General features: G+C 61.3%; 11 protein-coding genes. 4 read left to right on the top strand and 7 right to left on the bottom strand.

What is annotated here, in order from left to right:
- The first annotated feature begins 99 nt into the window (after nt 1–99).
- The 3 genes from F8N43_RS17025 to F8N43_RS17015 are packed head-to-tail and all read left to right on the top strand — an operon-like array spanning nt 100 to nt 3,664.
- Complete coding sequence (locus tag F8N43_RS17025) at nt 100–2,001, top strand: sensor histidine kinase (RefSeq protein ID WP_150654074.1); 1,902 nt, start codon at nt 100–102, stop codon at nt 1,999–2,001.
- Complete coding sequence (locus tag F8N43_RS17020; RefSeq protein ID WP_150640072.1) at nt 1,998–3,326, top strand: sigma-54-dependent transcriptional regulator; 1,329 nt, start codon at nt 1,998–2,000, stop codon at nt 3,324–3,326. The genes F8N43_RS17025 and F8N43_RS17020 overlap by 4 nt, the downstream gene beginning before the upstream one ends.
- An 8-nt stretch (nt 3,327–3,334) precedes the next feature.
- Complete coding sequence (locus tag F8N43_RS17015; RefSeq protein ID WP_191623669.1) at nt 3,335–3,664, top strand: GlpM family protein; 330 nt, start codon at nt 3,335–3,337, stop codon at nt 3,662–3,664.
- 43 nt (nt 3,665–3,707) lie between these two features.
- On the opposite strand, the gene F8N43_RS17010 is transcribed toward F8N43_RS17015, so the two are convergent.
- The 3 genes from F8N43_RS17010 to metE all read right to left on the bottom strand — a co-directional run bounded on the left by F8N43_RS17010 (nt 3,708) and on the right by metE (nt 8,065).
- On the bottom strand, nt 3,708–4,373 hold the full coding sequence (locus F8N43_RS17010) for a DsbA family oxidoreductase (protein WP_150640073.1): 666 nt from the start codon (nt 4,371–4,373) through the stop codon (nt 3,708–3,710).
- Between the two features lie 91 nt (nt 4,374–4,464).
- Nucleotides 4,465–5,499, bottom strand: coding sequence for an alpha/beta fold hydrolase (locus tag F8N43_RS17005; RefSeq protein WP_150631215.1), 1,035 nt, complete (start codon nt 5,497–5,499; stop codon nt 4,465–4,467).
- A gap of 253 nt (nt 5,500–5,752) precedes the next feature.
- On the bottom strand, nt 5,753–8,065 hold the full coding sequence (gene metE, locus F8N43_RS17000) for a 5-methyltetrahydropteroyltriglutamate--homocysteine S-methyltransferase (RefSeq protein ID WP_150640074.1): 2,313 nt from the start codon (nt 8,063–8,065) through the stop codon (nt 5,753–5,755).
- 108 nt (nt 8,066–8,173) lie between these two features.
- On the opposite strand from metE, the gene metR reads away from it, so the two are divergent.
- Nucleotides 8,174–9,091: a transcriptional regulator MetR gene (gene metR, locus F8N43_RS16995; protein ID WP_010457725.1), complete on the top strand. Its 918-nt coding sequence runs from the start codon at nt 8,174–8,176 to the stop codon at nt 9,089–9,091.
- Between the two features lie 121 nt (nt 9,092–9,212).
- On the opposite strand, the gene F8N43_RS16990 is transcribed toward metR, so the two are convergent.
- From F8N43_RS16990 to F8N43_RS16975, 4 genes are all read right to left on the bottom strand, one after another.
- Nucleotides 9,213–9,710 (bottom strand): GNAT family N-acetyltransferase, encoded by a 498-nt coding sequence (locus F8N43_RS16990; RefSeq protein WP_150631260.1) that lies wholly within the window; start codon nt 9,708–9,710, stop codon nt 9,213–9,215.
- 2 nt (nt 9,711–9,712) lie between these two features.
- Nucleotides 9,713–10,351: a LysE family translocator gene (locus tag F8N43_RS16985; RefSeq protein WP_150631217.1), complete on the bottom strand. Its 639-nt coding sequence runs from the start codon at nt 10,349–10,351 to the stop codon at nt 9,713–9,715.
- Nucleotides 10,352–10,373: 22 nt separating this feature from the next.
- Complete coding sequence (locus F8N43_RS16980) at nt 10,374–10,808, bottom strand: NUDIX hydrolase (RefSeq protein ID WP_150639689.1); 435 nt, start codon at nt 10,806–10,808, stop codon at nt 10,374–10,376.
- A gap of 183 nt (nt 10,809–10,991) precedes the next feature.
- Nucleotides 10,992–12,371, bottom strand: coding sequence for an HD domain-containing phosphohydrolase (locus F8N43_RS16975; RefSeq protein WP_150654073.1), 1,380 nt, complete (start codon nt 12,369–12,371; stop codon nt 10,992–10,994).
- Between the last annotated feature and the right edge of the window lie 226 nt (nt 12,372–12,597).

Raw genomic sequence — 12,597 nt, 5'->3', positions numbered from 1 at the left:
CCATGTTGACTGGTATGGCCTCATCGCGAGCAAGCTCGCTCCCACAGGGGACGGCATCGGCTCACGATCAAGTGTTGTGGTTGACCCAAGGCATCTGTGATGAAATGCGACACCACTCTTTATCGCGCAGCGCCGCCATCACTCGTCGTGAAACCCCGTCTGATCCGCCATTTGTTCCTGCCGCCGCTGGTCATCGCCCTGATGATCGGATTGGGTTTCCTCGGCTTCTGGGTCAGCGAGCATTACGGGATCCGCAGCCTCAGCGAGAACGGCCAGCGTCAGCTCGAACTGCACGCCCGCGCCGTCGAGAGCGAGATCAGCAAGTACACCTACCTGCCCAGCCTGCTGGAACTCGAAACCAGTGTTTCGAAGCTACTGGCCGCCCCATCGCCGGAACACCGGCAAACGGTCAATGAATACCTCGAAGGCCTGAACCGGCGCAGCCGCAGTCGGGCCATCTACGTGATGGACACCACCGGTCGCGTCATGGCCACCAGCAACTGGCGCGACGTCGACAGTTACCTGGGTGAAGACCTGTCCTTTCGCGCCTACTTCCAGAACGCCGTGCGCGGTCAGCCGGGCCGCTTCTATGGCATCGGCAGCACCAATGGCGAACCCGGTTATTACCTGGCCCATGGCCTGGAAGAACACGGCAAGATCATCGGTGTCGCGGTGGTCAAAGTCCGCCTCGAAGCCATGGAAGAACGCTGGCAGCGCGCGCGCCTCGAAGCCTTTGTCAGCGACGAAAACGGCATCATCATTCTCTCCAGCGATCCGGCGCGCCGGCTGAAATCAGTTGTGCCACTGAGCGACGAGACCAAGGAAAAACTCGCCCGCAGCCTTCAGTACTACTGGTTCCCACTGAACGAACTGCAACCGCTGGCCCGGGAAAAACTGGCCGAAGGCGAGGAAAAACTGACCTTCCCGGCCAACAGCGAAGTGGAGTCCGACGAAGAGGACATCAGTTACCTCTCGCAAACCCGCCCCTTGAGCGACACCCCGTGGAATTTCACCCTGCTCACGCCGCTGCAGGATTTGCGTCGCGAAGCGATCAATCAGGGGATTCTGGTGGCCGTGGCGTTTGCCCTGGTGGCGTTCCTGCTGATTGCCTGGAACGAGCGCCGCAAGGTGATCGCCACCCGCCTCGCCGCCCGGGAAGCCTTGCAGGAAGCCAACAATCAACTGGAGCGTCGGATTACCGAACGCACCACCGACCTGCGCGCCAGCAACGAGCGACTCAAGGGTCAGATCCGCGAACGCCGTCAGGCCGAAGAGACCTTGCGCCGCGCCCAGGATGAACTGGTGCAGGCCGGAAAACTCGCAGCCATAGGCCAGATGTCCACCAGCATCGCCCACGAATTGAATCAACCGCTGGCGGCGCTGCGCACCTTGTCCGGCAACACCGTACGCTTTCTCGAGCGCGGGCAACTGGATGTGGCCAGCACCAACCTCAAAACCATCAACGAACTGATCGATCGCATGGGCCGGATCACCGCGAGCCTGCGCTCCTTTGCCCGGCGCGGCGACGACAAAGGCCAGGCCTGCCTCGGCAAAGCGGTGGACGCCGCGCTGCAACTGCTCGGCGGACGCGTGGAAAGTGTCCCGCTGCAATTGCATCGCGAATTCGCCGACGTACAGGTGCAGATTGACCAGACCCGCCTGGAGCAGATTCTGGTCAACCTGATCGGCAACGCCCTCGACGCCATGCAGTTGCAGCCCCAACCGGAATTGTGGCTCGAAGGCGAAGCGTTCGACGGCAAGTATCGCCTGCGGGTACGCGACAACGGTCATGGCATCGATGCCGAAGCGCGCAAGCATCTGTTCGAACCATTCTTCACCACCAAACCCGGTGAGCAAGGCCTGGGCCTCGGCCTGACCCTTTCCGCCAGCCTGGCCGCCGCGACGGGCGGACATCTGGGTGTCGAACACCCGGCCAGCGGTGGTACCACCTTCGTCCTCAGTTTACCGTTGGTAAGCCCTACTCCTGCCGAGCCAATATGAACAACGACCTTAGTGTGCTGATCGTCGAAGACGACCCCCATGTGCTGCTCGGCTGCCAACAGGCGCTGACCCTGGAAGACATTCCCTGCGTCGGCGTGGGCAGCGCCGAAGAAGCGCTGGAGCGGGTCGGTGACAACTTTGCCGGGATCGTCATCAGCGACATCCGCCTGCCGGGCATCGATGGCCTGGAATTGCTGACCCGCCTCAAGGCGCGCGATCGCAGCCTGCCGGTGGTGCTGATTACCGGCCACGGCGACATCTCCATGGCCGTCGGCGCGATGCAGAAAGGCGCCTATGACTTCATGGAGAAACCCTTCTCTCCCGAACGGCTGGTGGATGTCGCACGCCGTGCGCTGGAGCAACGCAGCCTGGCGCGAGAAGTGTCGTCGTTACGTCGACAGCTGTTCGAGCGCGACTCCCTCGAAGGCCGGATCATCGGGCGCTCGCCGGCCATGCAGAACCTGCGAGAACTGATCGCCAACGTCGCCGATACCTCGGCCAACGTGCTGATCGAAGGCGAGACCGGTACCGGTAAAGAATTGGTTGCGCGCTGCCTGCACGACTTCAGCCGTCGGCACACCAAACAGTTCGTCGCCCTGAACTGTGGTGGCCTGCCGGAGAACCTGTTCGAAAGTGAAATCTTCGGCCACGAAGCCAACGCCTTCACCGGCGCTGGCAAGCGGCGGATCGGCAAGATCGAACACGCCGACGGCGGCACGCTGTTCCTCGACGAAGTGGAAAGCATGCCGTTGCCGTTGCAGATCAAACTGCTGCGGGTGTTGCAGGAACGCACCTTGGAACGCCTCGGCTCGAACCAGAGTGTGGCGGTGGATTGCCGGGTGATCGCGGCGACCAAGTCCGATCTCGACGAGTCGAGCAAGGCCGGCGAATTCCGTAGCGACTTGTATTACCGGCTGAACGTGGTGACCCTGGAACTGCCGCCGCTGCGCGAACGCCGCGAAGACATCCTGCAACTGTTCGAACACTTCCTGCAGCAATCGTCCTTGCGCTTCGACCGCGCCGTGCCGGAGCTGGACAACCAGACCCTGTCGAACCTGATGAGTCACGACTGGCCGGGTAACGTGCGCGAACTGCGCAACGTCGCCGAACGCTTTGCCCTCGGCCTGCCGGCCTTCAAGAAGTCCGGCGCCATCGGCAGCAACCAGGGCCTGGCCTTCGCCGAAGCGGTGGAAGCCTTCGAACGCAACCTGCTCAGCGACGCCTTGCAACGCAGCGGCGGCAACCTGACCCAGGCCAGCCTGGAACTGGGCATGGCAAAAACCACGCTGTTCGACAAAGTGAAAAAGTACGGGCTGAGCCACTGATGGACCTGATGCTCAAGGCAACCCTGGGCGCGGCGGTGGTGCTGATCCTCGCTGCGCTGGCCAAGACCAAAAACTATTACATCGCCGGCCTGGTGCCGCTGTTTCCGACCTTCGCGCTGATTGCGCACTACATCGTCGGCAAAGGGCGCTCGCTGGACGATTTGAAGACCACCATCGTGTTCGGCATGTGGTCGATCATTCCGTACTTCATCTACCTGGCGACGTTGTACCTGATGGTGGACCGGATGCGACTGGAGGCTTCGCTCGCGGTGGCTGCGGTGGCGTGGTTGATGGCAGCGACCGTACTCGTCAGCGTTTGGCTCCGCTTCCAGGCCTGAACACATTCCCCTTGCTCCCACAGTTATTCCGCTCGCCATACGATCAGCTAACGATCCCGCCCTTTGATTCGCTCATGATCTGCCGGATCGCTCCGACAAAGGTCTCAACCGGCTGCCCGCCACTGACCGCGTATTGCCCATTGAACACCACGGTCGGCACCGAACTCACCCCACGCGACAGCCACAACTGCTCTTCCTCGCGGACTTCTTTGGCGAACGCGTCCGACGCCAGGATCGCCTCGGCCCGCTGGCGGTCCAGGCCAACGCTTTGCGCGATCTGCGCCAACTGAGCGGGGTCGGAAGGATTGCCGCCCTCCGTGAAATACGCCTTGAACAACGCTTCTTTCAGATTGAACTGCAACCCCTCCAGCCCCGCCCAGTACAGCAAGCGATGAGCATCGAAAGTGTTGTAGATGCGGCTGTTGCCGTCGGTGCGAAAGGCGAAACCGACTTCGGCGCCACGCGCACGGATCATTTCGCGGTTCTTCTGCGACTGCTCGGGGGTCGAGCCGTATTTCTCGGTGATGTGTTCGGTGATGTTCTGACCTTCCGGGCCCATCTTCGGGTTCAGCTCGAACGGCTGGAAGCGGATCTCGGCCTGGACTTCATCGCCCAGAAGATCCAGCGCCCGGGTCAGGCCGTACAGACCGACGACGCACCAGGGGCAGGACACGTCGCTGACGAAATCGATTTTCAGGGGGGTACTCATCACTCACCTCGAAGGCTGGATACGGGCCGCAAAGGTTGAACGATACACCTGAAGAACCGGGTACATCTGCTAGAAGTCGGGCGTCTGTCAGTTACAGAAGGTTGTGTTCAACCACCGGATCGATCTGCGCCCAGTGCGAGGTGTCTTCCCGGTGAGCCTGCAAATAAGGCAACACCGCCGCGAGCAATGGCGCTTTGAAGGCCTCCTGAAAACGATGCGCCAGCCCCGGAATCAGCTTCAACTGACTGCCCCGAATATGCGCCGCCAGGTGCACGCCATGCATCACCGGCAACAGCGGATCGGCAGTGCCGTGGACCACCAGCGTCGGCACGCGCAGTTGATTGAGCAGTGCCACCCGGCTCGGCTCGGCGAGGATCGCCATGATCTGGCGCTTCACGCCCTCGGGGTTGAACGCCCGGTCATAGGACAGCGCCGCCTGATGCAGCAACACCTGCCGGTCATCGCTCACCGTCGGACTGCCCAACGCCGCCAGCAAGTCGGCTTGCTGCTCCAGCGCCACTTCACGATTCGGCGCGCCACGGCGCGAAAGCAGTTGCACCAGCGCCGCGTTTGGCGCCGGCAAGCCTTCGGCGCCGGAACTGGTCATGATCAGCGTCAGGCTCTCGACCCGCTGCGGCGCCATCGCAGCCATGTGCTGGGCGATCATCCCGCCCATGCTCGCGCCCAGCACGTGGAACTGCTCGACGTGCAAGGCATCCATCAAGCCCAGCGCATCGTCGGCCATGTCCGTCAGGGAGTACGGCGCCGATACCGGCAAGCCGAGTTTGTAGCGCAGCACTTCGAAGGTCAGGTTGGCGTCGACCGGCGATTGCCGCCAGGTGGACAGGCCGACATCGCGATTGTCATACCGAATCACCCGAAAGCCCTGCTGGCACAGCGCGACCACCACCTCGTCCGGCCAGTGAATCAACTGCCCGCCCAGGCCCATCACCAGCAGCAATGCCGGGTCGGCGGCACGGCCGATGCTCTGGTACGCCAGGCTCACCTGTGCCAGATCCACCCGTTCGGTCGGAACATTGACATCGCATCGAGACGCCGCAAAGGACGGCAGGCCAAACAACAACGCGGCCAGGAAGGCCGCCGTTGAGAAAAATCGTGCACGCATGAAAAACACCGAAACGCAGAACCCCAGTAGAGCGCGAGTCTGATGAAGTTTGTTCAAGCGCGCTGCCACAGTTGCGTGACAGTTTGATGAAGATCGCCGAGCGGTCGTATTCAAGACCGCGTTATCGTTCATCGCGAGCAAGCTCGCTCCCACAGGTTCGATGTCGTACACAAAACCTGTGATCGACATCGAACCTGTGGGGCTTGCTCCGGGCGGCGTTCCGACGATGGCGTCCGGGGAGACGCCGCAGCGCTTAAGCCAACTGACTCCGCAACTGCCGTGCAGCCGCCACCATGTTCACCAGCGCCGCCTCCGTCTCCGGCCACGCCCGGGTCTTCAACCCGCAATCCGGATTCACCCACAACCGCTGCGCCGGAATGCGCTTCACCGCTTTGCTCATCAACTTGACCATCTCGGCCGTGTCCGGCACCCGTGGCGAGTGAATGTCATACACACCCGGACCGATGTCATTCGGGTAATCGAACGCTTCGAAGGCTTCCAGCAACTCCATGTCCGAACGCGAGGTTTCGATGGTGATCACGTCAGCGTCCATGGCCGCGATGGATTCGATCACGTCGTTGAATTCGCTGTAGCACATGTGCGTGTGGATCTGGGTTTCATCGCGCACGCCGGAGGCGCTCAAGCGGAACGCTTCCACCGCCCAATCGAGGTATTCCTGCCATTGCGCCCGGCGCAACGGTAAGCCTTCGCGGAACGCGGCTTCGTCGATCTGCACGATCTTGATGCCGGCGTTTTCCAGGTCGACCACCTCGTCACGCAGGGCCAATGCCAACTGCTGCGCCTGGACTTTGCGTGAAACGTCTTCACGCGGGAACGACCACATCAACATGGTCACGGGACCGGTAAGCATGCCTTTCATGACCTTGTCGGTCAGGCTCTGTGCATAGGTGATCCAGTCGACGGTCATGGCCTTCGGACGGCTCAGGTCACCGTAGATGACCGCCGGTTTGACGCAGCGCGAACCGTAGCTCTGGACCCAGCCAAAGCGGGTGAACAGGTAGCCGTCCAGCTGCTCGGCGAAATACTCGACCATGTCGTTGCGTTCGGCTTCACCGTGCACCAGTACGTCCAGGCCCAGGCGTTCCTGGACTTGCACCGCGTGGCGGATCTCGCTGTGCATGGCGTCGGTGTAGTCGTTGGCCGACAGTTTGCCTTGCTTGAACGCCTGACGCGCCAGGCGGATCGAACCGGTCTGCGGGAACGAACCGATGGTGGTGGTCGGGAACACAGGCAGTTGCAACCGTGCGCGCTGTTGCTCGATGCGCTTGGCAAACGGCGAATGGCGTTGGCTGTCGGCGGCACCGATGGCGTTGAGGCGGGCTTGCACTTCAGCTTTGTGGATACGCGGGGATTCGGCACGGCTGGCCTGAGTCGCCCGGCTGTCGGCCAGCGCGGTTTGCACCTTGGGCGATTGCGGATCGTTGAGGGCATCGCGCAACACGGCGATTTCGCCACACTTCTGCACCGCAAACGCCAGCCAGCTTTTCAATTCAGGGTCGAGTTTGTCTTCGCGCTCCAGGTCCACCGGGCTGTGCAGCAGCGAGCAGGAACTGCTGACCCACAGGTTGTCGCCGAAGCGTTCCTGGGCGAATTGCAGTTGTGCGAGCACCGGTTCCAGCTCGCAACGCCAGACGTTGCGACCGTTGACCAGGCCCACCGAGAGAATCTTGTAGGTCGGCAGACGATCGAGCACGTGGAGCAGTTGGTCGGGCGCGCGCACCGCATCGATGTGCAAGCCTTGTACGGGCAAACCGACGGCCAGACCGAGGTTGTCCTGCAGGCCGCTGAAGTAGGTCGCCAACAGTTTTTTCAGCGGCGAATACTGGAGGATGTGGTAGGCGCGCTCGAAGGCGTTTTTCCATTCTTGCGGCAGGTCGAGGGTCAGGATCGGTTCATCGATCTGCACCCACTCCACGCCTTGTGCCGCGAGGCGACCGAGGATTTCACCGTAGATCGGCAGCAGGCGTTCCAGCAGGTCGAGTTTGTCGAAGTCGTTGCCTTTGGCCTTGCCCAGCCACAGGTAAGTCAGCGGGCCGATGATCACCGGTTTGACGTTGTGGCCCAGCGCCCTGGCTTCGTCGACTTCGTCGAACAGCTGTTCCCAGCTCAGCTTGAACTGCTGGTCAGCGCTGAATTCCGGGACCAGGTAGTGGTAGTTGGTGTCGAACCACTTGGTCAGCTCCTGGGCGTATTGCGCCTTGGCATGTTCGCCGCCGCAGCAGGCTGCGGTAGCGCCGCGAGCCATGGCGAACAGGGTGTCGAGGGTCGGCAGGCCTCGGGCATCCTTGGCACTGTCGAAACGCTCCGGGATCACACCGAAGGTCAGGGAGTGCGTCAGGACCTGGTCATACCAGGCGAAGTCGCCGACCGGCAGCAGGTCGATCCCGGCGTCTTTCTGCAATTGCCAGTGGGTGGCGCGCAACTGGCGGCCGACGCTGTTCAGCGCGTCCTGATCGAGATCGCCCTTCCAGTAGGATTCGAGGGCTTTTTTCAGTTCGCGGTCAGCGCCGATGCGCGGAAAACCAAGTGTGTGGGCCAGAGCCATGGTGTGTTTCTCCCTGTAAAAGATGGCGCCATTGTCGACAGCCAACCCAACATGAGACAAACTCAACCTTTTCGTGTTGATCACAAGTTTTACTCATGGAGCCGCCCGGTGCTTGAAATCCGCCACCTGAAGACCCTGCACGCCTTGCGCGAAGCCGATAGCCTGGTCGATGCCGCCGACCGCCTGCACCTGACGCAGTCGGCGCTGTCCCACCAGTTCAAGGAGCTGGAAGAGCGCATGGGCATGCCGCTGTTCGTGCGCAAGACCAAACCGGTGCGTTTCACCAGTGCCGGTTTGCGCCTGCTGCAACTGGCCGACGCCACGTTGCCGCTGCTGCGCGGCGCCGAGCGTGATATCGCGCGACTGGCCGGTGGCACCGCCGGGCGCTTGCACATGGCGATCGAGTGCCACAGTTGCTTTCAGTGGCTGATGCCGACCATCGACCAATTCCGCGATGCCTGGCCGGAAGTCGAGCTGGACCTGGCCTCGGGCTTCTCTTTCGCGCCGCTGCCGGCGTTGGCCCGTGGTGATCTGGATCTGGTGGTGACCTCCGATCCACTGGAACTGGCCGGGATCACCTATGTGCCGTTGTTCACCTATGAAGCCATGCTCGCGGTCGCCAACCAGCACCGTCTGGCGAACAAGGCCTACATCGTTCCGGAGGATTTGCTCACGGAAACCCTGATCACTTATCCGGTGGAGCGTGATCGGCTGGACATCTTCACCCGCTTCCTGGAGCCGGCCGACATCGAACCGGCCCAGGTCCGCACCTCGGAACTGACGGTGATGATGATGCAGTTGGTGGCCAGCGGTCGCGGCGTGTGTGGCATGCCGCATTGGGCGCTGCATGAATACAGTTCACGGGGTTACGTGAAAGCCAAGCGGCTGGGCGAGAAGGGATTGTTTGCGACGTTGTACGCGGGGATTCGCGCAGACATGCTGGATGCGCCATATATGCGCGACTTCCTGCTGACGGCCAAGGACACGTCGTTTTCAACACTCGATGGCGTCAGCGCTGTCCGATAACAACACCTGTCTCCTGTGGGAGCGAGCCTGCTCGCGATAGCGAACTAACATTCGCCATCTATGTTGGCTGACACGCCGCTATCGCGAGCAGGCTCGCTCCCACAGGGGAATCGTGGTGGATTCAGATTTCTCGCCACATATGGATCTTGTCGAAGTAGTCCTCGCCCACCCGCACCGCCAGCGGTTCGAGGCCGAACTGGATGAAGCCGCATCGCCGGTACAGGTTGAACGCGGCCTCATTGCCGGCGGTGACGGTCAGCTGGATCAGCCTCAGGCCCGGTCGGGTTTGCGCTTCGGTCAAGGCCGCTTGCACCAGTTGATAACCGAGCCCGCGCTGACGGACCTTGCCGGACACGTACATGCCAAACAACGTCGCCTTGTGCCGAGCCTTTTCCCGAGGTTCGAAGGCAAGGCCGACGATGCCCGCCAACGTCCCTTCCTCAAACGCCCCGAACACCACATCGAGCTTGCCGGTCAGGCGCGATTCCCACCAGCTCAGCGGCATCGTGGCACGTTCGCGCACGCTGGAGGTAAACGCCTGGGGATGCAGGTCGTAGGCTTCGAGCATCAACGCCCGATAGTCCAGGGCATGGCTGGCATCAAGCCGTTCAATCCACATATTCATGCCGTCCGTCGTTGCTCAAGCATCAGCCGCACGGCCAGCGCCGCCAACACAAACCCCATGAAGTAACGCTGCACCGCCAGCCAGGTCGGGTTGTTGACGAACCACGACGCGATACCGGCGGCGAACAGCGCAATCAGCAGGTTGACGCAGAAACTGACGCTGATCTGCGTCAAGCCGAGGATGATGCTCTGGGTGAACACCGAGCCGTGCTCAGGCGTGATGAACTGCGGAAACACCGACAGGTAAAACACGGCGATCTTCGGGTTCAGGGCGCTGGTCAAAAAGCCCATGGTGATCAGTTTGCGCGAGGAGTCCGGTGGCAATTGCTGCGCCTCGAACGGTGAACGCGCGCCCGGTCTGACCGCTTGCCACGCCAACCACACCAGGTACAGCGCGCCGGCCCACTTCAACACTTCATAGGCCATCGGCACCGCGAGGAACACCGCGGTCAATCCCGCCGCTGCGGCGAACAGGTGCACAAAGAAGCCCGCCACCACACCGAGCAATGAAGTGACCCCGGCCTTGCGCCCCTGGCAGATCGAACGGGAGATCAGGTAGATCATGTTCGGCCCCGGCGTCAGTACCATCAGCAACGCGGCAGCAGCGAAGATCAGCAAGTCTTGAAGCGGGATCATGGCGGTTCCTTGGCGTGAATGATCAGGCGATTGCGTTGAGCGAGGCTCGATAAAACGGCAGGATCAGGTCGCGTGTCAATGGCGCCAGCGTGACATCGCCATCGGTGCCGGGGTCGATCCAGCGCACCTCTTCGATCTCCGCTGCAGGCGATACATCTGAATCGATGGTCAGCTGAAAGAGTTCGGCCTGTACGACAAATCCCGGCTCGTTGGCGGCCGGAGCCGAGAACTGCCCCAGATAGGTGGCGTGCGCCGGATTGATGGCCAATCCCAACTCTTCTTCCAGCTCGCGCGCCAGGGCGTGGACCGGTTGTTCATGGGCCTCGATCTTGCCGCCCGGTTGCATGAAAGCCTCGGTGCCGCGCTTGCGAACCAGGAGGGTACGACCGTCGGGACCGATCAACAGGGCGGCGGCAATGCGGATGATGCTCGGTGATGTGGCGGATGAAGGAGTCATGAACAAGGATTGGCCTTGGCTAAAAGGCGCAAGGATCACATGAGCGCGGGGAGTCGTCACGCCGAAAAATTTCTGCGATACACAGCCCCTGTGGGAGCGAGCCTGCTCGCGATAGCGGTTTAACATTCAACATCTACATTGACTGAGACGCCGCCATCGCGAGCAAGCTCGCTCCCACAGAAATCAGTGCAAGGCCTGGGAAGTCTCACCCTCCTCGAGAATCGCGCCATTCACTTCTTCGGGCACCCTGACGAAAATGCTGTATTTCGCACCCTCCATGGCTTCGAAGGCGATCAGCTTTTCTACCAGCGGCCCGTTCAGCACCTTGCCGGCGTTGAGCAGCAACATGCCGTTATCGGCGTTGAGGTTGCGCGCCAGGATCATCCCCGCGGTCAATTCCCGGGTGGTCATGACCTTGACCGTCGGATCGGCCAGAGAAACATCGCTCAGGTACGCGGCGCACACCTGAATGAAATCCTCCACCATCTCGGGGTCGTAGAGTTTTCCGGCATAGTTGCGGATATACACCAGCGCCTCATCACTGTTCATCTGCCGCTCCAGGATCAACCCGCGCTGCAACTCGATGAAATCCACGGCCAGTTTCAACAGCCGGGAACCGACCGGTATCGCCTCGCCCTTGAGCCGATCAGGAAAGCCACTGCCGTCCCAATGCTCCTGATGGTGAAGAATCAGACGGGCGGCGTCCTTCATCGGATCGAGCGTCATCAACAGTGATTCGCTCTGCTTCGGGTAATTGCGATAACGCTCGCGATCATTGTGGTGCAACAGGTCCACGGGAGCGGTCATCATGCTGTCGGTCCAGCTCAGCTTGCCGATGTTGTAGAGCGCCGCCGCCATGGTCAGGTCGCGACTGGTGCCCTCATCCAGGCCATGAAGCTTGCAGTACACCCGCACCAGCTCGATGATCTGGCGGTTGGTCTGTTTGGCCGGCGGCATGCGCAGGTTGGCCAGCAGCGAGAACATTTCGGTGCCGGTGACGTAGCTGTGCTTGAGCTCTTCGTAGGCCAGGTCGAGCATGTCGGCGGTCTGCTGCAGTTCAGCGGTGCGGGAGGCGACGCGTTTGTCCAGGGTGATGTTGAGCAGCTTCAATTTCTCGTTCTGTTCCCGCGTTTCCTGGACCAGACGCAACCGTTCACGCTCGGAGTGCTGATAGGCGAGTGATTGGCGCAATGTCAGCAGCATTTCCTCATCGTGCCAGGGCTTGCTGATGAAACGGTGGATCTGCCCCTCATTGATGGCTTTGATAATGGCTGACGGATCGGCATAACCGGTCAGCATGATCCGCACGGTTTCGGGGTAATGCTGGTGGACCTGGGCCAACAGCGTGGCGCCGTCCATGTTGGGCATGCGCGCGTCACTCATCACCAGATGGATGGGTTGTTGCGCCATGATTTCCAACGCCTGGGCGCCGCTGGTGGCCAGCAGCACCTCGTAAGGCTGGCTGCGCAACAGTCGACGCAGGCTGTTGAGGATGGACTCCTCATCATCAACCAGAAGCACCTTGGGTTTATCGGCATACGTCGTGGGGAGTTGCGCTTCCATGGCATTACCTCAAGCGAGAACGGCTACGGCGATATGTCGGCAATCGGGCAAACATCCCCAATTGCCGGATCCTGACCTACAGGTTAGATGATTTTCAACCCGCCACCGCAATGATTCGTTTCAGTCAGCTGCGCAAAGTCTGATCCCGGCGACTATGCTCACTTCACTCGGATCCATAATCTGTACGTTCGGCCAGGTGGTCAGGGAAAGGATGCCCCTTATGAAC

Origin of the sequence: Pseudomonas fluorescens (assembly GCF_902498065.1) — a bacterium.
GTDB classification, from domain to species: Bacteria; Pseudomonadota; Gammaproteobacteria; order Pseudomonadales; family Pseudomonadaceae; genus Aquipseudomonas; species Aquipseudomonas fluorescens_BJ.
Note: the sequence above shows the minus strand (reverse complement) of the source record. Positions and strands in the feature narration are given on the sequence as shown.